The 25,051-nt window shown below is 48.0% G+C and carries 25 protein-coding genes; 13 read left to right on the forward strand and 12 right to left on the reverse strand.

What is annotated here, in order from left to right; genetic code table 11:
• Window positions 1-223 precede the first annotated feature (223 nt).
• Complete coding sequence (locus IPL71_RS21725; RefSeq protein ID WP_345325281.1) at window positions 224-1,027, reverse strand: MOSC domain-containing protein; 804 nt, start codon at window positions 1,025-1,027, stop codon at window positions 224-226.
• Window positions 1,024-1,374, reverse strand: coding sequence for an acetate--CoA ligase family protein (locus tag IPL71_RS21730; RefSeq protein ID WP_345325283.1), 351 nt, complete (start codon window positions 1,372-1,374; stop codon window positions 1,024-1,026). The genes IPL71_RS21725 and IPL71_RS21730 overlap by 4 nt, the downstream gene beginning before the upstream one ends.
• A gap of 54 nt (window positions 1,375-1,428) precedes the next feature.
• On the opposite strand from IPL71_RS21730, the gene IPL71_RS21735 reads away from it, so the two are divergent.
• Window positions 1,429-2,331 (forward strand): hypothetical protein, encoded by a 903-nt coding sequence (locus IPL71_RS21735; protein WP_345325285.1) that lies wholly within the window; start codon window positions 1,429-1,431, stop codon window positions 2,329-2,331.
• Window positions 2,332-2,407: 76 nt separating this feature from the next.
• Here IPL71_RS21735 and IPL71_RS21740 read toward each other — a convergent pair whose 3' ends face one another.
• Both IPL71_RS21740 and IPL71_RS21745 read right to left on the reverse strand, forming a co-directional pair.
• The gene (locus IPL71_RS21740; RefSeq protein WP_345325286.1) at window positions 2,408-2,809 is read right to left on the reverse strand and encodes a DUF4332 domain-containing protein; all 402 of its coding nucleotides are present in this window, start codon (window positions 2,807-2,809) and stop codon (window positions 2,408-2,410) included.
• Between the two features lie 121 nt (window positions 2,810-2,930).
• Window positions 2,931-3,443, reverse strand: coding sequence for a nitroreductase family protein (locus IPL71_RS21745; protein ID WP_345325287.1), 513 nt, complete (start codon window positions 3,441-3,443; stop codon window positions 2,931-2,933).
• A 330-nt stretch (window positions 3,444-3,773) separates the two neighbouring features.
• Between IPL71_RS21745 and IPL71_RS21750 the strand changes: the two genes are divergently transcribed.
• From IPL71_RS21750 to tsaD, 12 genes are all read left to right on the forward strand, one after another.
• Window positions 3,774-4,952, forward strand: a complete 1,179-nt coding sequence (locus tag IPL71_RS21750) for a hypothetical protein (protein ID WP_345325288.1) — start codon at window positions 3,774-3,776, stop codon at window positions 4,950-4,952.
• A 36-nt stretch (window positions 4,953-4,988) separates the two neighbouring features.
• The gene (locus IPL71_RS21755; RefSeq protein ID WP_345325290.1) at window positions 4,989-5,522 is read left to right on the forward strand and encodes a GNAT family N-acetyltransferase; all 534 of its coding nucleotides are present in this window, start codon (window positions 4,989-4,991) and stop codon (window positions 5,520-5,522) included.
• The gene (locus IPL71_RS21760; protein WP_345325292.1) at window positions 5,500-7,944 is read left to right on the forward strand and encodes a CHAT domain-containing protein; all 2,445 of its coding nucleotides are present in this window, start codon (window positions 5,500-5,502) and stop codon (window positions 7,942-7,944) included. The genes IPL71_RS21755 and IPL71_RS21760 overlap by 23 nt, the downstream gene beginning before the upstream one ends.
• Window positions 7,945-7,957: 13 nt before the next feature.
• A complete protein-coding gene (locus IPL71_RS21765; RefSeq protein WP_345325294.1) occupies window positions 7,958-8,518 on the forward strand; it encodes an ATP-binding protein in 561 nt (186 codons plus the stop codon).
• Window positions 8,496-10,670, forward strand: coding sequence for a tetratricopeptide repeat protein (locus tag IPL71_RS21770; protein WP_345325296.1), 2,175 nt, complete (start codon window positions 8,496-8,498; stop codon window positions 10,668-10,670). The genes IPL71_RS21765 and IPL71_RS21770 overlap by 23 nt, the downstream gene beginning before the upstream one ends.
• Before the next feature lie 21 nt (window positions 10,671-10,691).
• Window positions 10,692-12,137 (forward strand): radical SAM/SPASM domain-containing protein, encoded by a 1,446-nt coding sequence (locus IPL71_RS21775; RefSeq protein ID WP_345325297.1) that lies wholly within the window; start codon window positions 10,692-10,694, stop codon window positions 12,135-12,137.
• Window positions 12,138-12,366: 229 nt separating this feature from the next.
• Window positions 12,367-12,783, forward strand: coding sequence for a hypothetical protein (locus IPL71_RS21780; protein ID WP_345325298.1), 417 nt, complete (start codon window positions 12,367-12,369; stop codon window positions 12,781-12,783).
• A complete protein-coding gene (selA, locus tag IPL71_RS21785) occupies window positions 12,767-14,128 on the forward strand; it encodes an L-seryl-tRNA(Sec) selenium transferase (protein ID WP_345325299.1) in 1,362 nt (453 codons plus the stop codon). The genes IPL71_RS21780 and selA overlap by 17 nt, the downstream gene beginning before the upstream one ends.
• A gap of 145 nt (window positions 14,129-14,273) precedes the next feature.
• Complete coding sequence (locus IPL71_RS21790; RefSeq protein ID WP_345325301.1) at window positions 14,274-14,534, forward strand: hypothetical protein; 261 nt, start codon at window positions 14,274-14,276, stop codon at window positions 14,532-14,534.
• Window positions 14,444-15,208, forward strand: a complete 765-nt coding sequence (locus IPL71_RS21795) for a M24 family metallopeptidase (protein WP_345325303.1) — start codon at window positions 14,444-14,446, stop codon at window positions 15,206-15,208. Before IPL71_RS21790 ends, IPL71_RS21795 begins: the two co-directional genes overlap by 91 nt.
• A 24-nt stretch (window positions 15,209-15,232) precedes the next feature.
• The gene (locus IPL71_RS21800; RefSeq protein ID WP_345325305.1) at window positions 15,233-16,039 is read left to right on the forward strand and encodes an AAA family ATPase; all 807 of its coding nucleotides are present in this window, start codon (window positions 15,233-15,235) and stop codon (window positions 16,037-16,039) included.
• A gap of 50 nt (window positions 16,040-16,089) precedes the next feature.
• The gene (gene tsaD / locus IPL71_RS21805) at window positions 16,090-17,130 is read left to right on the forward strand and encodes a tRNA (adenosine(37)-N6)-threonylcarbamoyltransferase complex transferase subunit TsaD (RefSeq protein ID WP_345325306.1); all 1,041 of its coding nucleotides are present in this window, start codon (window positions 16,090-16,092) and stop codon (window positions 17,128-17,130) included.
• Window positions 17,131-17,331: 201 nt separating this feature from the next.
• Here the strand turns inward: tsaD and IPL71_RS21810 are convergent, their stop codons facing one another.
• The 8 genes from IPL71_RS21810 to uvrC all read right to left on the reverse strand — a co-directional run bounded on the left by IPL71_RS21810 (window position 17,332) and on the right by uvrC (window position 24,873).
• Window positions 17,332-17,958: an L-threonylcarbamoyladenylate synthase gene (locus IPL71_RS21810; protein WP_345325308.1), complete on the reverse strand. Its 627-nt coding sequence runs from the start codon at window positions 17,956-17,958 to the stop codon at window positions 17,332-17,334.
• Window positions 17,948-19,132 carry an HD domain-containing phosphohydrolase gene (locus tag IPL71_RS21815; RefSeq protein WP_345325310.1) on the reverse strand — a complete coding sequence of 395 codons (1,185 nt, stop codon included), beginning with the start codon at window positions 19,130-19,132 and terminating at the stop codon, window positions 17,948-17,950. Before IPL71_RS21815 ends, IPL71_RS21810 begins: the two co-directional genes overlap by 11 nt.
• Before the next feature lie 67 nt (window positions 19,133-19,199).
• Window positions 19,200-20,021: a peptide chain release factor N(5)-glutamine methyltransferase gene (prmC, locus tag IPL71_RS21820; RefSeq protein WP_345325342.1), complete on the reverse strand. Its 822-nt coding sequence runs from the start codon at window positions 20,019-20,021 to the stop codon at window positions 19,200-19,202.
• A gap of 27 nt (window positions 20,022-20,048) precedes the next feature.
• Window positions 20,049-20,990, reverse strand: a complete 942-nt coding sequence (speB, locus tag IPL71_RS21825) for an agmatinase (RefSeq protein ID WP_345325312.1) — start codon at window positions 20,988-20,990, stop codon at window positions 20,049-20,051.
• Window positions 20,991-21,305: 315 nt separating this feature from the next.
• Window positions 21,306-22,382: a peptide chain release factor 1 gene (prfA, locus tag IPL71_RS21830; RefSeq protein ID WP_345325314.1), complete on the reverse strand. Its 1,077-nt coding sequence runs from the start codon at window positions 22,380-22,382 to the stop codon at window positions 21,306-21,308.
• 87 nt (window positions 22,383-22,469) lie between these two features.
• Window positions 22,470-22,610, reverse strand: a complete 141-nt coding sequence (locus IPL71_RS21835; protein WP_345325316.1) for a hypothetical protein — start codon at window positions 22,608-22,610, stop codon at window positions 22,470-22,472.
• A gap of 8 nt (window positions 22,611-22,618) precedes the next feature.
• Entirely contained in the window at window positions 22,619-22,999 is a 381-nt protein-coding gene (locus IPL71_RS21840) for a response regulator (protein WP_345325318.1), read from the reverse strand.
• On the reverse strand, window positions 22,996-24,873 hold the full coding sequence (gene uvrC / locus IPL71_RS21845) for an excinuclease ABC subunit UvrC (protein WP_345325319.1): 1,878 nt from the start codon (window positions 24,871-24,873) through the stop codon (window positions 22,996-22,998). The genes IPL71_RS21840 and uvrC overlap by 4 nt, the downstream gene beginning before the upstream one ends.
• Between the last annotated feature and the right edge of the window lie 178 nt (window positions 24,874-25,051).

Raw genomic sequence — 25,051 nt, forward strand, 5'->3', positions numbered from 1 at the left:
CTGCGTGAAATACATGCTGAGCGGAGTGAGACCGCGCACTTCGGTCGAACGTAGCCGAAGCACGAACCGCGGGCTCGGGCGGCGGCGGCTCCGCCAGGATGTATATTATTCTAAGAAGCTTCTGAAAAGTCAGTTTTCTTACCACAAAGACACCAAGTCACGGAGACACCAAGAGAAAAAAAGCTTTGTGTCTTTGAGCCTTTGAGACTTTGTGGTTAAGTTTTTAGACGCTCTCTAAAATTTCCACGCTCATGCCGGTTTTAATCGTGCCTTCGTTCAGCGGAATAACGTTCATGCCGAACATTGCGCCGCCTTCCTGTTTGCGATATGCGGCCAATGTTTTGAGCGGTTCTTTGTCTCGTGCGAGAGTTTCTTTGTCGATGGTTGTCACTTCGCAGCGCGGACAGGGTTTGACGAGTGCCATTTCCACGTCACCGATGCGGATGCGCTTCCACGTGTCTTCTGCGAAGGGTTCACAATTTTGCACAACAATGTTCGGGCGGAATCGATTCATCGGGAGAGCCGAATCCAGCTTCGAGTTTAAGTCCTGAAGCGATGCTTCAGAGATGATCAGAATCGGGTAGCCATCGGCAAATCCAGTGTGGTCTTCTGCGCTGACGGCGAAATCCGGATTTAGTTTTCGTTTGAAATTTTTATCCACGTGCACGAGGCGCACCGCTGTGCCGAGCCAATCAGAAAACCATTGCGCGGCTTCCTCACCCTGATCGATGGCGCTCACGCCTTTGCTCTTCCAAATGTTGACGGGCGTGGGGGTGCCCGATGTTTGAATTGCAATTTGTATCGAATCAAAATTCGGCGCGGAGAGTGTGACCGAATCATTTTTCAGCGCGGGCGTGATGAGCGCAAGCCGTGCATGTTCGCGCTGGGTGAGAAACTCGCCATCGGGCGTCACCACCATCATGCGCCGGTCATTGGCCAGCCCCATGCGCTCCACTTGTGATTCAGAAATGTCAAATCCACGGCAGGCTTTGATCGGATAATAGGTGAGGTTGGATAAAGTAATCATGCGCGCAATTTTACTCGAACATCCACCGCCGCCGCGCCTTTGCTCAGAACCCGCAATGGATTGATCTCGATCTCTTCGATGTTTTCATGTTCCATCGCCAGATGCGATAATTTGATCAAGACATCGATAACAGAATCCTCGTCAACGGGGCTGATGCTGCGGAAGCCTTTGAGTTCTCTCCCAGCCCATGTTTTGCGGATCATTCTACGCGCCTCAGCCTGATTCAGCGGTACTAAAGCAAACGCCACATCTTTGAGACCTTCCGCTAGAAGCGTGTAGCCACTTTGGGCTTCTGCCGTTGATATTGGTTTCCTGAGGGAGTACAATGATGTACGTCGCCGCTCCATTGCGCAATGCAAAATATGATCGTCGTCACAACAAAAATACAAAGGTTTATGCACATGTCTGAAAATTTCAAAGATAGTACTGTGTTGACCGGGGCAAAGCAAACCATGGCTTCGTGGACTAAAGTGATCGAGTCTTACGAAGAGGTTCCATCTATTTACAGGAGTTTTTTTGAATCTCATATTGCAGATGGCCGGCAATTTCCGTATACCCTGCTTACACCTTCATTTGTAAAAGCTCAAGGCAAAACAACCGAAAAATTGATCTTTGACTCTGTTGACGCCATCCACATTCTTGAGCGGATGGACAGTCAGGTCGTTGCAAAGAGTTATCCATATCGGTCTGTTTACTCAGTGGAGATGGGCAGTGTTCTTTTAAGTTCGTGGCTGACCATCAGCGGGTTAACCAGCGCAGGTGAAGCGAATATCTCAACGATTGACTATAACACTTCAAGCGCCCGGCATTTTGCAGCCTTCATCAATAAATTACGCCCGATATATCAAGCCGTTGATCAAACTCAATGGAGCGCGGAGAAAAATAAATTCAATTATTTATCCACGCTCAATTTTAAGTTTATGAACTATGGACGCAGCAGTCTGGTCAGCGGGGATATTGTTTCGCAGATTCTTTTACAGCCTGAGATCAGAGAACCCCTCTGGGCGCCGCTGGGGGATATGTTTCAACGCACGGTCTCACTGGCGCACCTTGTCATTTTGACCAACCATGAATTGATCCTGATCCAGGATGTTCACGAGACTGGCAGAAAACTTGTAAGGTCAAATTACGGCGGTGTCTGGCAATATATTCCATTGCGTGCCATTAGATCAGTCACATGGGCCGAAGCGGAAAATGACCGGTTGACTCTCTCGATTATGGTATCCCCCGATAAGCGAATTGAAAGACTCGTTGCAATTTCAAGCAAGGCTGAAGTGGAGCAGTTGTGCGCCTGTTTTAAGTAAATCGTAAAATTTGATTAATCGCCTACCGTCCAAAATAAAAAGACCTCCGAGAGCAATCTCGGAGGTCTTCTCTTCTCTAGTACTCCACTGCTCGCGGCAGGGACTTGGCTTCTTCGATCCATTTGCCGAGTTCGCCGGCGCTAGGCAGGTCGCGGACTTTTTGTTTTTCTGCATTTACTTCTTTTAGCTTCTCAGCGAGGTTCTCAGCATTGCGATTGCCGAGTTCGGCTACGGTATCCACACCGGCGGCTTCGAGCAGGTCTGCGAATTCCGAGCCGATGCCTTTGATGCGGTACAAGTCTGCGCGGTTAACAAATTCGAGGATCTGCTTCTCGGTCAGCCCGGTGGCAGAGGCGAGTTCTGCGCGGCCTTTGGAAGAGCCGCCTTTCTTGAGCAGATCGTCCGTGGTTTGCACGTCCGCACCTTTGAATTTGTCGGCGTAGGTAGCGCCAATGCCTTCGATATCTTGAATATTCATGAATTTATCTCCTTTGGAAAATGGTCTTGATCTGGATTTTATCAGTTGAATATTAAGAATTTGTTACGAAACAATTGCTAATCCGAAATCGTAAATCCAAAATCATAAATCGTAAATCGCCTCACCACTTGTCCCAATGTACTACTTCATCCAGAGTCATTCGTCCGCCTTTTCTTGGTGGTGCGGATAGTTTTTCTTCTTCCAGTGCATATCCAAACGAGACAGCGATCCGCAAGTGCCATTCAGCGGGGAAACTTAAGATTTCGCGTGTTTTATCGAATTGATAAAGAGAAGCCGGGCAGGAACCAACTCCCAGCTCCCAGGCGGCCAATTGCATAAATGCCGCGGCTTGACCTGCGTCAAACATGATCTGGAATTTCTCATTTGGGTCGGGTGTGAGGATCGCAATACACAAGGCTGCACCTGCGATATGTCCCGCCCACTCGCCGCAATCGGACAAGGCCTTTAATATTTTTTTATCTCGGATCGCGATGAATTTCCAGGCTTGAGTATTCTTTGAAGACTGCGATCTGCGTCCCGCGTTGAGAATGGCATTGACCACGTCATCGGGCAGGGGAGTGTCTTGAAACTTTCTCACGGCGCGCTTTAATCGAATGGCATCGGATACGTTCATTGGGGTTCCTCTTTTCACTCTTAGTTTGAATAATTCAGATTATAGCCTGCCTGTAAATCAGTCGACATCTTGTTTGCTTCGCTGGCCTCGTTGGTTGGTCAGTGCGGGGCTTATTACGGGGAATAAATCGTAACAGCCAATTCAAGTTTAGCGCAATTGCTCGAATATGACTTGAGCAAATATCTTGAGTTATACTTATATGTAGTTGGGTGTTCAATTGCTAGCTATTGCTATCAAGTTTGTCTAATTAAACTGTGCTTGGTGGTTTATGATCGCAAAAATATAACCATTTCCGGGAACATAATTTCCATTCCTGAACGTTTGAGTCAGGTGGTTGATTTCGTTCATGATGAGTCAATGGTTTTGCTGACTGCTCCGAATGAAGCATTATTTTTTTTGCATAGTTTGAATATTGTCAACACAAATGAAATAAAGTTTGGAGAATTGTTGAAGATCGTAGAGGATAATTTCGAAAAAGGTGACTTTCAGAACGGGGCGCTTGTGTTGGGGAGTATGGCAAGTGGATATGTGCTGATCGAACGTGAAAACAGCAAACCTCAGGAGGGAATAGGAATACTGGTTGATGCGTTACTCTTTGAACAAAATCTTATTCCTTTATGCAAGCCTGAAATTGCAAACGCATTGGCGGACCAATCTGCGCGGTTGATCGAGCAGATATTAAAACTTTTCTCCCTGGTAGGTTCGTTGGGCACGATCATTTCCCTGCAAAAAGATATAGAAACTGCGCTGCGGATGATAGAGATCGCCTGGGCTCCTGAGTTTCGAAAGACAGTATTCGCATTAAGAGATCTAACTTCCCTGTTGGCTTCTGTGTTTCGAGAAGATAAATACGCCCAGTTAAATTTACTTCGAAAAGCATTAATGGCGGTATCTGAAATAAAGAATTCCCTGCACATGATCGATATGACCGGTTCAAAGCGTCAAAAGAAGTTATTGGAAGTTGTTTTGAATTCACTGGGGGAGATCATTCAACAGGAATTTATGCTTGTTGCAAATGTTCAATACGTCTCAGAGGGATTGGATCAGGAGCATATCACTCGTCAGGTGAGAAAACTGATCGGTCAGGTGGAGCAGAGACTCAGGGCTTTGATCGTTCTCAAATATGAGCAGAGATATGGCAAAGAGTGGATAAGCCAGATCGAAGCGGTGTATCCCAAGATGTATTCACATTGGGTGCTTAACCATAAGAGGGAGCAGTCCGCTTTCAAAAACTATAACGACCACGTACCAGACATCCTTGAATTCGCCGGATTCGATGATCTTTCTGAATTGATCTCATCCCAGTGGAAGCTATTCCAAAGTTGTTTGGATTTCGGCTTTGAATCGAGAAATCAGGCGATCTTTTATGACAAAATGAAACAGATCACGAAGGTCAGAAACCCCCTTGCGCATAACCGAATTGTGCCCGAAAACGAGATTCTTCGTGCGCGCGTTTTATGCACTGATATTTTGCTGGCGCTGGATAGTGGCGGCGTTTCTTCAATGTAATATGAGGCTTGATTTTGATGGGAGATTGTTGCTATAATGTTTACATATAGCGTCTTTCACAAACATGATCGGGAGCGGGTGATTGAGGTTATTAACCGTGTTGCTGCGGAAAACAGGTTTTTGCAAACTGGGTGTTATGTGTCTTCACTGACCTGGGAAAATTTGTTGGCATGTGGAGCGGACCAAGAAAACGGGTATTTTCTTCTTACTGTATGTGACGAAAAGGAATTGGCGGGTTTTGTCAGGTTATCACCGGAAGATTTAGGCGGGCGCTATACCGGAAGTGTTGGGATCGTATTATTGCCAAAGCATAGACACAAACGAATTGGGACTAAATTATTGGATTTTATTGTTAATATCGCACCTGTGTTTGGCTATAAAAGCCTGGTGGCGGATATTCTTTTCGATAATTTCGTATCTTTACGGCTGTTTACCGGCCGTGGTTTTACCCAATGTTCAAGCAGGAATCTATATCTAAGGCATCGAAATGCTGTGGTTGAAGAAGTAAAGATGAAACTTTTCCTGCATGATTGTCAAGGAAAACACAATGTTGAACTACCCAACGACTGACAGCCCCATTGACCGTGAAGACCAGCGCAAGCTTACACAGGAATTGCTGGCGGATATCGAAGCAAAAAGTTTTCAGGCAGATACTGGAGTGCTGCCATTCCGTGCGTTGGAGTTTTACGGCATTGAGGGAATTGGAAAAACCAGAATCCTCAACGTTGTAAAAGAGATCTGCGAAAAAAGACAACTCCCGTTCATTACCATCGAGTCATCTTTTAATTGGCAGGATGCAGAAGATCAATCTACGCTGGTCTCTGAATTTTTACGTTCAGTCTGTGAGCAGATCGGGAGAAGGTCGGAAATGGCCGGCCTGGCCGCGTCTGCTAGTACCGTCCTTGAGAATATTCAAAGGATGCGCGATACAGGCGTCGCTGAGTATGGTGCGCTGATCAAGGAGTTTATCGGCGTTCTGGTGGAAATCCAAACCAAAATTCATCATCCGCTTATTTTGCTGTTGGATAAAACTGAGTATTGTCCGGCGGAATTATTAAACTGGATCGGCACGGATTTTGCGCGGTTATTCGTTGAGGCAGATCGGTCTCCGGGGATGGCGATCATCTTTGCTGGTAGAGGGCAATTGATTCGGGAGAGTCGCTGGCCAAATTATTTTAAGCAGGCGTCCGGCGCCTATATGTTAAATCCGCTCAGTATTGAATTTACCGAGCATCATATTGGTTCCTTGCCATCTGGAATCCGTTATCAATCGGCAACAGAATTTATTTATGACCTTTCGAATGGGCATCCTTACAGCACAGAGATGATCGTTTTTGAATTGAGCAAGCTGGGGGTTGAGGTGGATGCGGTTGAGCAGCACCGTCTGCAGTTGGCAGAGAAACTATACGAGGAAGTCATCCGCAAACATATTTTGGAGGATGCCAAGGATTGGGTTAGGAAATTTGTGGAGATCGCTTCGATCCCGCGCTGGTTCAAACCTGACCTGCTGAAGAAACTGTTTAGCGGCATTCCCAATTTACCCGAAGAATTCCGCGCGGATGCAGATGCAACCTGGTTTACTTATAAAGCAATGGATCTGCGGAAGTCGCCGTGGAATCTTGTGATCGTTACCCGTGATGCGTATGAGATTGAACGTCCTCTGCGAAAGTTGATGCAGAAGGCGTTGTCTATCCTTCATCCACAGGACACGATCCAGTTACATCAAAAGGTAAGGGATATTTATCAAAGTCTCGATAGTCTTGAGGCTTCGGTTGTTTTGGAGATTTTGTTCCATGTGGCTACGATCTCTTTGCTGACACGGAGGGATGTATTCACTGCGGTTAAGGATGAATTAAGTGGACAGCTGAAGCGCTTTAGCCCAAAGCACGAATCTGAAATGCAGGAGGCTGTGCAATTAAAACTTTCCCTTTTGCAGGATGTGGAATTGATCGAGTTGTTGGGCGGGAGGCCGGTGGAACAACTGGCGCAGTTAATTGATGAACATCTAAGACGCCCATCAGAAAATATCAATGTGATCAGCGAGTTTTTTGCGCCGTCGGAATATCGTGTAACCTGGTTCCCGGGCAGTCAAATGATCTGGCCCACCAGACGTATTTATACAAACCAACGTTATGGCTGGAACGAATGGCGAACTCAAATGCCTGATACAGGTCATTCTGCATTTGCTGCATACCTTCCAAGGGAAGCTCAGGATTTTTTACTTAATCACGAAGATGTGCCGCTGCAATTGGTTACAAATTACAGTGACATTCCCTGGGAATTATTTCATGACGGCGTGGACTTTCTTTCCTTACGTCATGCGATGGCGCGTAAACCGCAAATGTTTGATACGCCCGTTGTGCATCCTCCGTTTTCAGAAGGCTCAAAGTATGCGCTGGTGGTTGGGAATCCCACAGGCGATCTGCCTGAGGCTGAACGCGAAGCAAATGAAGTCGCAGCGCTTTTTAAGAAGCATGATTGGAATGTTGAGACATTGATCGGGGATGAGGCTACGGTCAATGCTTTTGCTTTGAAGCTGAGGAACAAACCCTATCGCCTGATCCACTTTGCGGGACATGCCCGTTACGATGTGGATGTTCCCTTGAAAAGCAGTTTGAAATTTAAAGATTATTCATGGCTGGCTGAAGAGTTTGAACGCCAATTAAGTAGTCAGGCATTCCTTTATCTAAATGCTTGTGAAACTGCGCAAACATACACAGAGAGCAGCTTGCGTAATCCGCGTGGCGAGTTTATGGAGGGCGTTGCCATCTCCACTTTGAAGGGCGGCGCGATGGGTTGTCTCGGTCCGCTTTGGGCGATCCGCGATGATCTGGCGCGAGGTTTTGCGCTTGAGTTTTATAAGCACGCCCTTTCAGGGGAAACTCTGGGTGAATCTGTCAGGCTGGCGCGATTGGCGTTCCGAAAAAAATCACCCGATTTTTGGGCCGGGTGGGTTTTGTATGGTGACCCAACCTATCATTTGTATAAATAGTGTGGAGGATAAAATGTCACAGGTGTTTTTGCCTTCTGAAAGCAAGTCCATTTTTGTAGGCCGTGAACCACAAATTGCAGGATTTAAATCAATTCTTAATCGGGAACGTCCGGAATGGATTTTACATATTCCAGGAGAGGGTGGTATTGGGAAAACACGTCTGCTGGAGAAATACGAGAAGATTGCCCGCGAACAATATACGAGTGGACTTGCGGTAACGGGATTGATTGATTTTTATGACACGAGCAATCAATCTGAAATTGGTTTGTTGAATGAAATTGCCTTGAGGCTTGGCTTTGATCCTTCCGGGGCTTTTCGGAAAGAGAGTAATGAGTTTCAGAAATTAAGTGCTTCAAAAGATGGGGAGAATGCAGTCTTTCAGGATCGTCTTGAACAGGTATTTGAAAAGTTTCTTGCAGAATATAAAGTGCTGTTGGGACAAAAGGAAAGAGTCTTGCTCTTATTCGACACATGTGAGGAAATGAAAGGGGTTGAAGAATGGGTGTTGGACAGGTTTTTTGAAGAAATTGATAATATTGAAGGGGATATGGTTGAAGTTGCTGAAGGCGGGTGATTTTCATAAAAATGAAAAATATAAGGGACAGGTCTGGACGTATAGACTTCCGCTTTTGGAACTTAAGGATATTAAAGATTATTTCTGCGCAGATCTTCATATTTCTGAATCGATTGATGAGAATGGATTTGAACAGATCTATGAGCGTACCGGTGGACGTCCGCTTTATGTGGCGCTTGTTTACGATTGGTTGTCGAACGATGTCGGCACATTGAGCGAGCTGCTTGGTATGACCGATTCATTCGCTGCCGGGTTGGTCGGCTGGGTGCGCCGGCTTGAGCCGAATAAAAAAATGACGATTCTGTATATGGCCTTTGCCTGGCGGCGAATGGAGTTGTCGTTATTAAGCGATCTTCTCGCCCTGCCCATGGATAAGGTTCAGAAGATTGTGGACGAGATGGTCAAGTTTAGCTTTATTAAGTATCGTGAGATCGAAGACGGGCACTTTGTTATCAACTTGCATGATGAAATGAGAATGTTGATCAATGAATATGTGTGGCCAAAGGAAATTACTGAAGAGATGGGGAAGCCCTATCCGCTGGTGCTTGATTGGTATAAAACGATCGTTAATGACCCTGAATTGTTTGAAGGAAAAAACACCCCGGTGAATGACCGTGAACGTGCCCTGCTCTCTGAGGATCTATATTATCGTCTGAAGAGAAGTTTGCCGGAGGGATTGAAGTTTTATGAGTCGCGATTTGCGACCGCTGTTCATTATCTTGACCTCGCATATTGTGACATGCTTAATCAGGAAGTAGTGGAATTCAAGAATCAGCTGCCTCAGGAGGAGCGGGATAAATTTGACTTTCGAATGGCATTGACTGCATTTCGCAAGGAGGACTATCAGCGGGCTGGCAGTATCTGGCACGCATTTATCAGGCGTCCCGATGTAAGCCCTGCGCAGCGGGCTACCACGTTAATGCAACTGGTGGAATTGGACAGTTACACGGGCAATCCAAAAGAAGCGATTCTTCACGCGAAAGAAGCTGAAATTGCTTATTTGGCATTGATTAAAACTGCGAAATCCGCTTCCGATCGTTCCCTGTTGAAGAATCAACTGGGACAACTCTATAACAATTGGGGCTTTGCCTGCCGGGTGTCTGATAACTATAAGCAGGCATTGGAATATTATAAAAAAGCATTACAGATCCCTGGGCAAAGTTTGCAAGCCAAGAAGCATAAGGCGCGCGTCTTGAACAATATGGGATTTATTTATTACCGGCTCGGCGATGTGGAACGTGCCCGAACCTATGTAGGTAGGGCTTTGAACATACGACGTGACCTTAATATACCTTACGAGCTTGGTCTGGGCTTTAATACGTTTGGGTTGATTATGGAAGATGGCGGGCGAATCCCAAATGCGGTTGATCTGTTTACCAAGGCCTATCAGTCATTTGAGGATGCGCACAGCAATCGCGGCAAGGCAATGGCTCAGATTAACCTCGGTAGAATGCAACGCTTTATGAATAATTATGACGAAGCATTGAATGAACTTACCCGGGCAGAGAAAGTATTAAAGAAATTATATGACCAGGACAACCTGATCACTGTTTTGAACGAAATAGGCACAACGTATCGTGAAAAACAGGATTGGACAAACGCGCTGAAATACTTGAATGAGTCATTGGTTCTGAGTGAAAAATTGGGAAAGAGATTTCAACAGACCGACACTCTGGATGATATCGCTGTTACTTATTATAAAATGGCAACCCGCTCAAATGAAAAAGATCGCGGGGGATATATTGAAAAGGCGAAGAATTACGCGAATAAATCGCAGAAATTGGCTGAAAATGATGAGACCGATTTCTTTGTTGCCAAAGCAGACATTGTGCTTGGCGACCTGTTCTATTTGGAGGAAGAATATACTGCTGCATTCAAACATTACTTTGAAGCTGCCAGCCTGATGGCGAAAGCCTGGGCATCTCGCCATAAAGCTTCCGGCTTTTATCAGAGAAGATACGAAGAAAGTCTCGATAAAATGCAGGAGCGCCTGCATGCTTTTGAGCGTGAAGAGGGAATTGAAAAGACATTGACCTATGTTAAGAGATTATTGGCGAAGATCGAGCAGCTTCCGCCAGTGGAAAAGGTTGCGCTGTCCAAAATGCGTAAAACGCTTAAGGCAACGCTTGAAACAACGAAGCTCGCACGGTAGTACCATAATGGAGATGAAGATATGAAACCACTAACCATGCCTCTTCTGTTGACGAGTTTCACCCGTGAAAATAAAACTGAAGGGGATTGCGCATGTTCGTCTTCATCAGTGGATATTTCGCTGCCTATCCCGGTGCCTCAGGATGATTTTATGATCCCTGCCGGATTAATTAAGCTGAAGTTGAATGATGATTTTCAGGTCTTTCTTTCCCCGTTTGGCAGTAAAGGGGCGTCTGTTTTAAATATGGCGGCGATTGAAGTATTAAGTGATCACAGGCGGCAAATAGCACAGCCGGACCTCACCAGCCGGCTTTTCTCGCAAGGATTATTGGAAACAGAAAAAGATAACCATGCAAATGATCTATGCTTGCATCAGCCTGATATGCTTACTTCCTGGCTTCATCTGACAGACCGTTGTAATTTTCGATGCTCCTATTGCTATCTTCCGCATGTGCGTGAGGATATGTCTGCAGAGGTTGGGCGAGCGGCCATCGAGTCAGCGTTCCGCTCAGCCATACTTCATAATTTCAAAAAAATAAAATTTAAATATGCGGGTGGTGAGCCTTTACTGCAATACCCTTTGATTATGGAACTGCATTCCCATGCCAGACGCATGGCGGATGAAAATAGTTTGATCCTTGAAGAAGTGGTGTTAAGCAATGGCTCTTTGTTGAATGCGGAGATCGCGGATGCATTTAAATCACAGAATATTCAGTTAATGATTTCGCTGGATGGACTGGGTGACCACCACGATATTCATCGTTCTTATGCAGGCGGACGTGGTTCCTTTGCGGATGTTTCAGATGCTGTGGAATTGGCTCTTCAGCATGGACTTGTGCCCAATATTTCAGTTACTGTCAGCGGTAGAACTGTTGAGGGACTGCCTTCTTTATTAACCTGGCTGGTGGACCGCAGTCTTCCGTTTAATTTGAATTTTTATCGCGAGAATGATCTTTCTGTTTCAGATGAAGATATGAAGCTTGAAGAGCAAAAGATCATCACAGGCATATTGGCCGCCTTTCGCGTACTTGAAAAGAATTTGCCAACCAGAAGTGTACTTGGCAGTATTGTTGACCGTGCAAATTTGATCTCACCGCATACGCATACCTGCGATGTGGGTCGAAATTATCTGGTGTTCGATCAACATGGACAGATTGCGAAATGCCAAATGCAAATTCACAAACCGATCACAGATATGACAGTGAATGATCCATTAGCCGTTTTGCAAACAGACCAAACGGGTATCCAGAATTTATCTGTGGAAGAAAAGCAAGGGTGTAAAACCTGCGAATGGAAACATTGGTGCGCGGGGGGATGTCCGCTTGCGACGCATCGGGCTACAGGACGTTATGACGTGAAATCTCCAAATTGCAATATTTACAAAGCGCTCTATCCTGAAGCCTTGCGCTTGGAGGGCTTGCGATTATTGAAGTATAAAAATGACCCCGCTCTAGTGATGAAAATTTAAGATGTGAGGGTGCCCCGGTTTAATAGCGTGAGTGTTCTTTGATGATTGTGACTTGCCACCTGGGTTAAGAATGGAATAGACCACACCATCGGAAGATGGGCGCACTAGCAATATATCCTGTTCGGCGGGTCAAAGGTGGAAAACTATGCTTTGGTCATGTTACTTTTGTACCGTAGTGCTGACCGAATCGTAATTAAAGCCCATTCCCTCTGCGGGTATAATTCACGCAATGAATTCTCACCCGATAAATTTTCGAACTTATCTTCCTTCAACTCTTGCACTCGTGATCGTTGGCTGGGGCGGTATTGCCGCGCTGATCTTTTTCTCGCTGCCTTTTGTTTGGGCACGCTGGGGATTTTTTGTGCTTGGCATTATGGCGTTGACAGGCACCGCGCTGCCCGTTGTTTACTTTTTGCATCGTCGTTTTCCAACTGAACCCGCAGCAGAATCAAATGTCATCGTGCGTCAGGCTTTGTGGGTGGGTGTCTATGCAGCCACGCTCGCATGGCTGCAATTGGGAGGGCTCGTGACCCTCTATGTAATCCTTGGCCTCGCAGGCGGTTTGATCGCCACTGAGTATTTTATTCGTTTGCGCGAAAAAGCAAACCGCCAGCCCCCGGTGATCCTTGATGACAACCCTTCGTGACCTCCCCTCAGTAGAAGAATTATTACAAACAAAAAACGCCGCGGAATTGATCGCCCGCTTCGGCCGCCCGCTGACGTTAACTGCCATCCGTGAAACACTGGATAAAATACGAGCCCGCTTCTCTTCTGGACAGATAACTGTTCTGCCCTTACATGATCTGATCCTGGCCCAAACAGACTCTCTCCTCACTTCGTGGATCAAGCCGACTCTGCGCCCGGTCATCAACGCTACGGGTGTGATCCTGCACACCAACCTCGGACGTGCCCCATTAAGTGACGCAACCATCCGCGCCATGGATACTGTTTCCCGCGGATATTCCAACCTTGAGTATGATCTTGAAAAAGGCGTGCGCGGTTCGCGTTTGATCCATGCTGAATCCATTTTACAAAAATTGACCGGCGCTGAATCTGCGATGATCGTTAATAACAATGCTTCAGCAGTGCTGTTGGTTTTATCCGCATTGGCGAATCGCAAACGCGTGATTATCTCGCGCTCACAACTGGTTGAGATCGGCGGCGGATTTCGCATCCCGGATGTGATGAAACAATCCGGCGCAAAACTGCTTGAAGTAGGTACGACGAACAAAGTCCATTTGAAAGATTATGAAGAAGCATTACAAGATGGCGGCGCGTTGATCATGCGCGCGCATCCGTCAAATTTTAAGATCATTTGTTTTACTGAAGAGCCAGAATTAAAAGATGTTGTTGACCTTGCCCATCAATCAGGTGTATTCGTAATTGACGATCTTGGCTCCGGTGCTTTGTATGATACGGCCAAATATGGGCTGGCTCATGAACCAACTGTTCAAGAGTCCCTCGCAGCCGGCGTGGATGTGGTCTGCTTCTCTGGTGATAAATTGCTCGGCGGCCCGCAGGCGGGGATTATCATCGGCAGAAGAGACCTGATCGATAAGATCAAGAAACATCCGCTGGCGAGAGCTGTCCGCGCGGATAAGGCCTGCCTCGCTGGAATCTCCGCCACGCTTTTGCATTATCTCAAAGATGAAGCGGAGCGGGAAATCCCTGTCTTGAAGATGATGTCATATACGCCGAAGCAGATCAAAGGTCGGGTTGAAGCGTGGATTCGGGAGTTGGCACAAGGTGAGATCGTGGAAGGTGAGTCCACTGTGGGCGGGGGAAGTCTGCCCGGTGAATCCTTCCCCACATATTTATTGTCACTGACGGTTGAGTCGCCTGATAAATTTCTAAAAAGACTGCGCGCGCAAAATCCACCCATTGTTGCTCGCACTGCAAATGATAAAGTGCTGCTCGATCCGCGCACCGTATTACCTGAGCAGGAAGGTTCGCTGTTGGTTGGGTTGAAAAATGTATTCAATGATTTTTAGTAGAAATCATTTTTGACTAATGTAAAGGACACAAAGAGAAATACAAAGGAAACTTTCAGTTTTTTTGGTCGTTCTTTGCGCTCTTCGCGGTCAAGAAACTATGTAAGTGTAAGGTAGAGAAAAATCATATGCAGATGGAGATTAAATGAAATCAGAACTTGATGCCCTTATGCAAGCCAGAAATTTGGATGCGTTTATTGTTTTTGGAAATGCCGAACACAACCCGCCGATGACCTATCTCACCGGCGGCGGACATGTAAGCCACGCAACCTTGATCAAGAAACGCGGCGAACAAGCCGCTCTCTTTTCGGTGACATGGAACGTGACGAAGCCGCCAAAGACGTGGTGCGCAAGACCGCGGAGTTTCTCACCTCATGCAAAGTACGTGAGGATGAAGTCCTGTTGAATGAAGATAATTCTGCATTGACCGTTGGTGATGTGCATTCGAAGATTCGCTTGTGGGTGGCCGAGCATGGCGCCGAATTACCCTCAGGTTTTATTTTCGCGATCGGACGTGACGCGGGCGTGCCGCATTCCGCTGGCAACCCAACTGACCTGATGAAACTTGGGCAGACCATCGTCTTCGATATTTATCCTGCCGAAGCGGGCGGCGGATATTACTACGATTTCACGCGTACCTGGAGTTTGGGTTATGCCACACCTGAAGCACAGGAATTGTTCGATCAGGTCAAGGAAATCTACGATACATTAAATGATAATTTTGATCTGAATGTGCCTTTCAAAAATTATCAGCAAATGACCTGCGAATATTTTGAAGGCAAAGGCCACCAGACTCCGCTGCATACCAAAGCACCGATCGAGGGCTACGTCCACAGTTTGGGACATGGCGTGGGCTTGAATATCCACGAACGACCATTCAGCGGATTTAGCGTCGGCGATGATCAAAGACTCGCCCCAGGGGTAATTGTCACTTCCGAACCCGGATTGTATTATCCCGAAAAAGGTATGGGCTTCCGCATCGAAGATACACTTTGGGTCCGCCCCGATGGCCGCATGGAGATCCTCGCGGATTATCCCTACGATTTCGTTCTACCAATGAAGAATTGGAAAAAGAAATAAAAGATTTTATTTCGCAAATTTGCCATGCTTCATCTAAAATCTGTCACGGTACGTGAATTTCAAGAGCAGGATGCTGATTTATTTCCATTCAATCTGGAAGTGATCAAATCTCTGCGTGGAATGGAATTCTCAGCACCAGTCACATTTTTTGTGGGAGAGAATGGCTCGGGCAAATCCACCGTGCTTGAAACGCTGGCTTGCGCGATTGAGTCTATTACGGTGGGCAGTGAAAGCGTTAAGAAAGATAAGTCACTGGCGGCGGTGCGCAGGCTGGCTCAATATTTCCGCCTTGCGTGGCACAAGCGCACTCATAAAGGATTTTTCCTGCGCGCCGAAGATTTTTTTGGATACGCCAAACAAATGCGTCAGACTCAGGATGAGTTTCAGCAGGATTTAAACGATGTAAAGCATGAGTATAAAGACCGCTCGCAATATGCCGCCGCATTGGCAAGCCTGCCTTATAAAAATGAACTCTCTGCCATTCAACAGCGTTATGGTGATAAGCTCGATCAAAGTTCGCACGGTGAAAGTTTTATGGCCTTGTTTCAAGCGCGTTTTGTTCCCGGCGGATTATATCTACTCGATGAACCCGAAGCTGCGCTTTCTCCCATGCGCCAGTTGACTTTTATTTCCGCGCTCAAACAGATGGTCGAACAGAATTCGCAATTCATTATTGCCACACATTCACCGATCATTCTGGCCTTTCCAGATGCGGAGATCTTGAGTTTTGATCGCGGCGAAGTGAAACGGGTACAATATGACGAACTTGAGCACGTGAAATTAACGAAGGATTTTTTGAACAGTCCCAACTCTTTTTTAAGACATCTATGACTTGTTTTTATAACAAATAACTAATACTGATTACTAATAACTGGAATCCAATGACCGACTTAAAACCCGCCCGTATCCTTGCTGTTGAAACCTCTTGTGATGAAACTGCCTGCGCCATCATTGAAAATGGACGCGCGCTTTTATCTTCTGTTGTCGCGTCGCAAATGGAGATCCATGCGCGTTACGGCGGCGTGTTTCCCGAAGTGGCTTCGCGTCAGCATGTCTTGAGTATCATGCCGGTAGTGGAGCAGGCGCTCGCGCAGGCGCATCTTACCCTTAAAGATATTGATGCGCTGGCCGTCACACAAGGCCCCGGCCTCGCGGGCTCGCTGGTCGTTGGCATGAACATGGCCAAGGGGCTGGCGCTGGGCTCAGGGTTGCCGCTGGTGGGCGTCAATCATCTTGAAGGGCATTTATATTCGGCCTGGGTGCATGATGCCGGAGATGTCGTCCCTGCTGCGCCGCAATTCCCCTTGATGGCTTTGCTGGTATCTGGCGGACATAGCGAACTGAATCTCATGACCGATCATTTGACGTATCAACGGCTCGGATCAACTCTGGACGATGCGGCTGGTGAGGCCTTCGACAAAGTTGCCCGGCTGTTGGAGCTTGGCTACCCGGGCGGGCCGTCCATTCAGATCGCGGCTGAAGAGGGTGACCCGAATCGATTTAAATTTCCGCGCGCCTGGCTGGATGGCACATGGGACTTTTCATTTAGCGGATTGAAGACTTCTGTTATGTATGAAGTGCGTGAGCTGAAAAAGAAGAGCAATTCATTGCCTGTCTCTGATCTGGCGGCTTCCTTCCAAAAAGCGGTAGTGGATGTGCTTTTCAAGAAGACCATGAATGCAGCGCGAGAATTTGGCGCAAAGGAAATACTGGTCGCGGGCGGCGTCTCTGCCAATCGTTTGCTGCGCCAGACCTTCAGAGCGCAGACTGAATTCCCGGTTCACATTCCGCCCTTATCTTTATGCACCGATAACGCCGCCATGATCGCATCGGCGGGTTATCACCGCTACGCACTCGGCCATGTTTCAGAATTGAATCTTGATGTGCTGCCAACCTGGCCGTTATCACAAGTCGGCAGATAAATTCTTCATATTCCCCATTAAGCGCAAAGCGCGGACCGACTTGCCCAAGTCGATCCGCGCTTCACATTAGGAGAATGTATTGCTATTATAGATATGGCACTTAAGTTTTTCCTGAAGCTTGATTAAGAATTCGATAAGAGAATTGGTGCGTTTTTGGGCAGACTTCGGAAGTCTGCCTGGAGGCTTCACGATTAAAACGACTCATAAAAGACTTCCGAAGTCTTTTAGTGCCGCCAGTAACTCTGCCAGTGTGATCGGACCTTCACGCAGAATAACCGGTTTTTCTCCCGTGCAATCAACCAGCGTGGATGGGATTCCGCCGGGGGTTGTGCCGCCGTCTAAAATTAATGGGATGTGGCCATTGAGTTGATCGTATACATCCTGTGCGGTGGTGGGGCTTGGCTGGCCTGAGATGTTAGCAGAAGTGACCGCCATGGGGCCGGCGGCGCGGAGCAGGGCACGCGCATCTGGGTGGTCTGGAATACGGACTGCGACGGTGGGTGTGGCAGAAACTGCCAAAGGGAGAGTATGCTTTTTGGGGACGATGCAGGTTAGAGGTCCGGGCCAGAAGCGGGCGGCGAAACGGAGAGCCATGTTTGGGATATCGACTGCAATCTGATCGAGGTCGCTTAAGTCTCCGATCAAAATGGGAATGGCCTTTTCAATCGGACGGTTTTTCGCGGGGTAGATGTTTTCGATGGCGTTTTGATTGAAGACCAGTGCGCCGAGGCCGTAAACGGTATCGGTAGGGAAGGCGATGATGCCGCTGCTTTGGAGAATGCCAAGCGCGTGTTCTATCTCTACCGCGGGGATGATTTTAGTTTCCATCTTTTATAATTTCCTGGAGAAAGATTTTCACCACATCGGGGTCGAAATGTTTTCCAGATTCGGATTTAATATATTCGATGACTTTTTCTTTGGTCCATGCTTTGCGATAGGGGCGGTCGTAGGAAAGCGCATCATAGACATCAATGACGGCGAAGATGCGCGCTTCGAGCGGAATGTCGTTTCCTTTGGTGCCGTGCGGATAGCCGGTGCCGTCCCATTTTTCATGGTGGTAAGTGGGAATGGTGAGTGCCGGACGCAGATATTCAATGGGGTAGAGCAGGTTGTAGGCGATCTGTGTGTGCGTGCGCATGGTTGCCATTTCGGCATCTGTTAATGGGCCCGGTTTGTGCAGGATCACATCGGGGATGCCAAGTTTGCCAATGTCGTGCAGCAAAGCGCCTCTGTGGATCTGGATCAATTGTTCTTCGCTAAAGCCCATTTTGATGGCGATGCGAGTCGTGAAGTCTGTGACGCGCTGGGTGTGACCTTCTGTTTCGTGATCGCGGATCTCAAGTGCGTGTGACCATCCTTCGAGAGTGGTCTCATAGGCGTCTTTAATATCCCGGTTGGATTTTCGAAGAGTGCGGACTAGCGCATCATTTTTTTGCTGCGTTTGTTCAAGTTGATGTGCTATCGCCCAGGTCATGATGGCAAGGCTGAACAATGCGATGATGGCAGTTAGGTTGTATTCCCAGATATAGCCTTCGAGAATACTGGATATGGTGTATGCAATTGCGGTAAGCAGGGCGAAGAAAATTGAACTGGATGGTTTGATGACAAAACTGGAAATGCCGATGGGCAGGGCAAAGACTACCATCAGATATTCCATGAACTTTGTCTCGCTTCCCAGAACGGCGGCGAGAATTGAAAAGAGGACTGCACTATACGCGGTGAGGGTTACATATCCCTTTTGATTTAATTTCCAAAAGAGAAGCAGGGGGATGAATGTGACGATATCCTGGATCAGGTAGAGGTCATATTCGGGGATTTTATATACAGCAATAACATATATGTTGTTAATGAGTATGTATACAACGATCCCAAAGAGCAGCATGATATAGAGCGCAAGTATTTTTCCTTTGCGTTCTACATCAGGATCGGTGGTTTGGATATTCACCATTCCGGCGAAGTGATCCCACCATTTTTTTGGGTGTTGATTTGGAGTTTCCATCATACGTGCAACTTTGCCTGCAATTGAATAAATATATCGTACTTATCGGATTATTTCACTGTCCGGTTTACTATGAATGAAATTGGATCTGTACCAGACGGTCGTGTCCGGCAAGGTCTTGATGTAAATGGATGGCGACATTGGAAAATGAGTCGTAGGCCAGGCTGAGGACGTGCACACCGATGGTGGCTTCAGTTTCAAGCAGGATCATTCCGTGCGGGGCAAGCCAATCGGGTGCGAGTTTGAAGAGTCTGCGGTAGGCGTTGAGTCCGTCTGTGCCGCCATCGAGGGCGAGGGTGGGTTCGCGGCCAAAGATGGGGAGCTGATGCAATGTGCCGGTCGGGATGTAGGGCGGGTTGGAGCAAATAAGATCAAATGAGGAATGAGGAATGATGAAGGAGGAAGGAGGAAGCAGGTCACATTCCATAAATTCGATTTTATCCTGCACGTTGAATTTTTCGGCGTTGTGTTTTGCCACTTGCAATGCGGCAGGTGAAATATCTGTGGCGAGGATGTGCGCATCTGGAATTTGCAGGGCGAGGGTGATCGCGATCGCGCCGGAGCCTGTGCCGATGTCTGCGATGGTTCTTTTTTCGGGATGGGTGCGCAGCCAGTCTATTGCATTTTCAACAAGCATTTCTGTTTCAGGGCGCGGGATGAGCACATCTTTGGTGATGTCAAATTCGAGGCCGAAGAAATCCCAGTGGCCGAGGATGTATGGCAGGGGAGTGCCTGCCTGGTATTCGTCGAATGTTTGGGTTGTTGATTCAATTTGCGGCGGGGTGAGATGCGCATCCAAATGGGCGAGCAGCCACGTGCGTGGATGTCCCAGCACGTGGGCGAGGATGAGCTGCGCGTCCAGTTCTGTGGAATCGTTTTTTAAGTTTTGAATTGAGTTGTTTGAGCAGTTCTCCGGCGTTCATTTTTTTTCTTTGATTGCGAGCAGGGAGAGATACTCAAAGACGATGTTTGAGGCGAGGATGGCGGTGATGTCGGCGTGGTCGAAGGGCGGCGAGACTTCGACGAGGTCGAAGCCGATCAGGTCGAGGCCGTGCAATCCGCGGACGAGTTGCAGCAGTTGATAACTGGAAAGTCCGCCGACTTCGGGTGTGCCTGTGCCGGGAGCGTAGGCGGGGTCTGCCGAGTCAATATCCACGGTGACGTAGACCGGACCTGTCATGCGCTCATGTACTTCCTTGAGAATTTCCTTTACGCCTTTTTCCATCACTTCGTGAATAGTAACGGTCCGCGCGCCAAGTTCTTTGGCTTCGGCATAATCGTTCGCGCCGCTCAGCGGTCCGCGGATGCCGATCTGCATGTATTCGTCTTTGCGGATCAGTCCTTCCTGTAATGCGTAACGGAAGGGTGTGCCGTGGCTGTAGGGGACGGCGTCAAATTCTGATTCCCATGTGTCAATGTGCGCATCAATGTGGACGAGGGAAACGGGGCCGTGTTTTTTTGCATGGGCACGCAGCAGCGGCAGCGCGATGGAATGATCGCCGCCGAGGGTTATAAGTTTGGTTCCGGTCTCAATAATTTCACCAGCCATTTTTGTGATGGCGGCCATGGTGTGTTCAATGGAAGTGGGGATGACGGAAACGTCGCCGTAATCTACAACATTGAGTTCCTTCAAGGGAGTGACATTCAGTGTGGAATTATGTCCCCAAAGCAGAAGCGACATTTCGCGGATCTTTCTTGGCCCGAAGCGGATTCCGCTCCGATAAGAGACGGCGCTATCGTAGGGGACGCCCATGATGGCCGCATCTATATTTTTTAATTCGCGTGTGACGGGCAAACGCATAAATGATGGAATACCCATAAAAGGTTGGAGTCCGGCGCCGAATGCAGGGTTGTCGTTCATGATTTTCTCCTGATGGTTATTTAGCGTAGGGAAAAAAATTTTTTTAAAGATTTACCCCGGAGGAAGGCGGCTCACCCCAGGTTTTGGGGGGGTTTCTTTCAAGGGGCCCTTCTTCCTCCCTTTTTTTTGTTTTTTGTGTTTTTTAAAAAAAAAACCATATGGACAAGAATTTTTTAAAAGTTTCCCGAGGGAGGGGGATGGGCCCGTTATTTACATTAAATAATTACCACAGAGGCCAGAGAGAATCTGGAGATTCGGTAAAAAATCTCTGTGTCCTCAATGATCTCTGTGGCGATAATGGATACTACGTTCTTTTTATTCGTCGTCATCCATGCCCGTGGAAGCCAGTTTTTCGGCTTCATCCTGGGTGGAGAGTTGGTCGATGAATTGATCGATCGAGCCGTCCATGACTGAGGGCAGGTTATAGCTTGAATATCCGATGCGATGATCGGTCACGCGGCTTTGCGGATAATTATATGTGCGGATCTTCTCCGAGCGGTCACCCGAGCCGACTTGTGAGCGGCGGTCTGCTTCGAGTTCGGCACGGCGTTTTTGTTCTTCGATCTCATACAAACGCGCGCGCAAAATGCTCAAGGCGCGTAATTTATTTTGCAATTGCGAGCGTTCATCCTGACAGGTGACGATCATGCCGGTGGGTTTGTGATACAAACGCACGGCCGTGGAGTTCTTCTGCACGTTCTGTCCGCCGGCGCCTGAGGAGCGATAGACTTCGATAATGATATCGGTTTCAGGAATGTCCACTTCCACATCGTCCACTTCAGCCAGCACGGTGACTGTGGCTGTGGAAGTATGGATGCGTCCCTGAGATTCGGTGGCCGGCACACGCTGCACACGATGCACGCCCGATTCATATTTCAATCGGGAATACGCACCCTTGCCTTTCACTTCAAAGATCACTTCTTTAAAGCCGCCAACACCAATGGCGCTTTCAGACATGAGTTCAACCTTCCAACGATTGCCTTCCACGTAGCGTGTATACATGCGGAAAAGGTCCGCCGCAAAAATGGCGGCTTCGTCACCGCCGGCGCCGGCGCGGATTTCAAAGATGACGTTTCTGTCATCGCGCGGATCCTTCGGCACAAGCAGACTCTTAATTTCCTTTTCCAATACTTCGATCTTTGGATCAAGGTCTTCAATATCCGCTTTGGCCAGCGCGATCATTTCTGAATCATTTTCTGAAATAATGAGAGCTTTGGCCTCATCGCGGCTTTTCATGGCCTGACGATATTCACGCGCCTTCATGATGAGCGGCTCAAGGTCCACGCGCTCCTTGTTGACTTCGCCGGCGCGTTGATAGTTAATGGTCACATCGAGCAATTCCTCGCCCAGTTGTTCGTAGCGTTCTTCGATTGCTTGTAATTTGTCGAGCATGGTTTATCCGTTTTTCTATAATAAAAATATGCGAAAGAAAACGCGGCTTAAAGCCGCGCGGGCGAAATTATACCAACAGAAACTACGCTAGTAATTTGCGACTGAGGAGAGCACCATGGATAGGATCAAAATGAGCGCAAAGATCGCAAAGATGATCTGCGCTGTGCGGTTCTGGGTGGTTTCAGGGGACTTGGTTTGTTTCTTGTTTTTTGAGGATTTTCCAGGCATGTTTATACTCACTTAATGATATGGTTGTAAAAGGCTTGCGACATCACCTTTTCAAGTTCTTCAATTGTAACAGGCTTCATCACGTATCCGTCTGCGCCGAGCTGCATGGCTTTATCCACCATGACGTCTGCGGCTTCAGAGGAAAGCATGATGACCGGCAGGTCCTTCCACTCTTTGCGGCGGCGCAAAAACTCAAGCATATCCAATCCGCTGACTTCCGGCATGTTGATATCCAGTACCATCAAATCGGGGCGCCCGCCGGCCAGCAAAGCCTGCGCCGCCAAACGCGGATTAAAAAAATACCTAGTTTCACATTCCAGCAGTTTGAGCATCAAACTAACCGCCCGCCCCATTTCTTCATCATCATCAACGATCCAGATTGTTTTCATTCCAGATGTGCCTTCACACTTTCCGCCGCACTCCCGCTCATACCTTTGACTGCGGCTAATTCTTCAAGAGATGCTTCTTTAATCTTATCCATGGAACCGAAATGTTTCAAGAGCGCTTTTCTGCGTGTTGGCCCAATACCGGGGACGGAATCCAACTGCGAGGCCAGTCCCTGTTTTGATCTTCGGGCGCGGTGCGCGGTGATGCCATAACGATGCGCTTCGTCGCGGATGCTTTGCACCAGATACAGTCCCTGCGAATGGCGGGGGAGCAGTAACGGCACACTATTATGCGGGAAGAAAATTTCCTCCTCCTGCTTGGCGACGCCCACCACCGGCACTTTATCGAACAGGTCAAATTCTTCGAGGACTTTGACCACACGTCCCAGCTGACCTTTGCCGCCGTCGATAATGATCAGATCAGGCAGGAAGGAAAAAGACGCATCAGGCTTCGACCCCGGGCCTGCTTCTGTCTCCTGAGCAGCCCGCCACCTTTTGAATCTACGCGTGAGCATTTCCTCCATCGACGCAAAATCATCGGGTGCGCCGATGCTGGTGCTGTCAATGTTGAACTTGCGATACAGGTTCTTGGCAGGCGTGCCCTGCTCAAAGACGATCATCGCGCCCACAGTCGCCACGCCCTGTGTGTGACTGACATCATAACATTCAATCCGGTTAGGCGGCGCTGATAGTTTCAATGCAGACTGTAACTCGCCGAGTGCCTGTTCCTGCTTGTGGGCATCGGCCTGCCATTGGGCGCGCAAAGCCTGCAAAGTTTCAGATGCGTTCTCAGCAGCCATTTCTACCAGGTCATGCGGCTGTCCATCCTTCGGCACCATCAATTCCACTTTCTGTCCGCCGCGCTTGGATCTGAGCCACTGCCCGATGATCTTCGCTTCCTCCACTTGTATTTCTTCAGGGATCATCACCTGCTCGGGAATATTCGCGGCCTCAGTGTAAAACTGTTTGACGAACTCGGTCATCACTTCCTGATTGTCGGTATCTTCGGTGCCTTCAAGAATAAAATATTCGCGCCCGATCAACTTCCCGCCGCGGATGAAGAAGATCTGCACACAGGCTTCACCGTCAGAGCGGGCCATTGCCAGCACGTCCGAGTCTTTGTAATCGGTGGCGAAAACGATCTTCTGTCTTTCAATGATCGAGCTGACTGCTTTCAATTGATCGCGGACTGCTGCCGCCTTTTCGAAACGCATTTCTTCAGAGGCCTTTAGCATCTCAGCTTCGAGGCGCGAAACGATCTCTTCACTGTGTCCGCCGAGAAACTCCATAAAGTCGGAGATCATTTGGCGGTATCCTGCCTGGTCGATGGCTCCGATACAGGGGGCCGTACACAGCTTGATGTCAAAGTAAAGACACGCGCGTTTGTCGAGTCCGGTAATTTCACGGTCACAGGTCAGGTAGGGGAAGATGCGGCGCAGCGCTTCCAAAGTCTGATAGACCGCCCAGGCCGATGTGTATGGACCAAAATAACGCGAGCCGTCCTCGTCCATTTGGCGGGTGACGGTCACTCTGGGAAACGGCTCGTTCCAGTGGACTTTGATATACGGGTAACGCTTGTCGTCCTTGAGGCGGATGTTGTATTTGGGGCGATGCTTCTTGATAAGGTTCATCTCAAGAATTAACGCCTCAAGCTCCGAGCCGACCACGATCCATTCGATATCCACAATATCACGCACCAGGCGGCGTGTCTTCGCATCGTGACTCGAATCCGAGTGGAAATAAGAGCGCACGCGATTCTTCAAGCTGATGGCCTTGCCGACGTAAATGATCGTCCCTTCGGCATTGCGATAGATATAACAGCCCGGCTTGGCAGGTAGCGTGGCAAGAATGCCCTGTAGTTTCTCAGAGATGTTCATCGGCGGCTATTATAAATTAGAAAACTGCAGGAATAATTTACAGCAGGCAACCAAAATAACCTGCTCCCAATTTCCTGTTGACTTTTATAATTCTGACTTTTTTAATAAAAATTCAAGGGGGAATGCGTTCTTGTATTGATCACAGGTGTTTTGATGATCCTGGGGCCAACCGCCGGAG

Source organism: Candidatus Villigracilis proximus (assembly GCF_016717045.1).
Classification (GTDB): Bacteria; Chloroflexota; Anaerolineae; order Anaerolineales; family Villigracilaceae; genus Villigracilis; species Villigracilis proximus.

Bases quoted from the DNA above. Each gene is read 5' to 3' on its own strand.
- IPL71_RS21725 (WP_345325281.1), bottom strand. From the start codon at position 1,027: ATGATTACTTTATCCAACCTCACCTATTATCCGATCAAAGCCTGCCGT.
- IPL71_RS21730 (WP_345325283.1), bottom strand. From the start codon at position 1,374: ATGGAGCGGCGACGTACATCATTGTACTCCCTCAGGAAACCAATATCA.
- IPL71_RS21735 (WP_345325285.1), top strand. From the start codon at position 1,429: ATGTCTGAAAATTTCAAAGATAGTACTGTGTTGACCGGGGCAAAGCAA.
- IPL71_RS21740 (WP_345325286.1), bottom strand. From the start codon at position 2,809: ATGAATATTCAAGATATCGAAGGCATTGGCGCTACCTACGCCGACAAA.
- IPL71_RS21745 (WP_345325287.1), bottom strand. From the start codon at position 3,443: ATGAACGTATCCGATGCCATTCGATTAAAGCGCGCCGTGAGAAAGTTT.
- IPL71_RS21755 (WP_345325290.1), top strand. From the start codon at position 4,989: ATGTTTACATATAGCGTCTTTCACAAACATGATCGGGAGCGGGTGATT.
- IPL71_RS21760 (WP_345325292.1), top strand. From the start codon at position 5,500: ATGTTGAACTACCCAACGACTGACAGCCCCATTGACCGTGAAGACCAG.
- IPL71_RS21765 (WP_345325294.1), top strand. From the start codon at position 7,958: ATGTCACAGGTGTTTTTGCCTTCTGAAAGCAAGTCCATTTTTGTAGGC.
- IPL71_RS21775 (WP_345325297.1), top strand. From the start codon at position 10,692: ATGAAACCACTAACCATGCCTCTTCTGTTGACGAGTTTCACCCGTGAA.
- IPL71_RS21780 (WP_345325298.1), top strand. From the start codon at position 12,367: ATGAATTCTCACCCGATAAATTTTCGAACTTATCTTCCTTCAACTCTT.
- selA (WP_345325299.1), top strand. From the start codon at position 12,767: ATGACAACCCTTCGTGACCTCCCCTCAGTAGAAGAATTATTACAAACA.
- IPL71_RS21790 (WP_345325301.1), top strand. From the start codon at position 14,274: ATGAAATCAGAACTTGATGCCCTTATGCAAGCCAGAAATTTGGATGCG.
- IPL71_RS21795 (WP_345325303.1), top strand. From the start codon at position 14,444: ATGGAACGTGACGAAGCCGCCAAAGACGTGGTGCGCAAGACCGCGGAG.
- IPL71_RS21800 (WP_345325305.1), top strand. From the start codon at position 15,233: ATGCTTCATCTAAAATCTGTCACGGTACGTGAATTTCAAGAGCAGGAT.
- tsaD (WP_345325306.1), top strand. From the start codon at position 16,090: ATGACCGACTTAAAACCCGCCCGTATCCTTGCTGTTGAAACCTCTTGT.
- IPL71_RS21810 (WP_345325308.1), bottom strand. From the start codon at position 17,958: ATGGAAACTAAAATCATCCCCGCGGTAGAGATAGAACACGCGCTTGGC.
- IPL71_RS21815 (WP_345325310.1), bottom strand. From the start codon at position 19,132: ATGATGGAAACTCCAAATCAACACCCAAAAAAATGGTGGGATCACTTC.
- speB (WP_345325312.1), bottom strand. From the start codon at position 20,990: ATGAACGACAACCCTGCATTCGGCGCCGGACTCCAACCTTTTATGGGT.
- prfA (WP_345325314.1), bottom strand. From the start codon at position 22,382: ATGCTCGACAAATTACAAGCAATCGAAGAACGCTACGAACAACTGGGC.
- IPL71_RS21835 (WP_345325316.1), bottom strand. From the start codon at position 22,610: ATGCCTGGAAAATCCTCAAAAAACAAGAAACAAACCAAGTCCCCTGAA.
- IPL71_RS21840 (WP_345325318.1), bottom strand. From the start codon at position 22,999: ATGAAAACAATCTGGATCGTTGATGATGATGAAGAAATGGGGCGGGCG.
- uvrC (WP_345325319.1), bottom strand. From the start codon at position 24,873: ATGAACATCTCTGAGAAACTACAGGGCATTCTTGCCACGCTACCTGCC.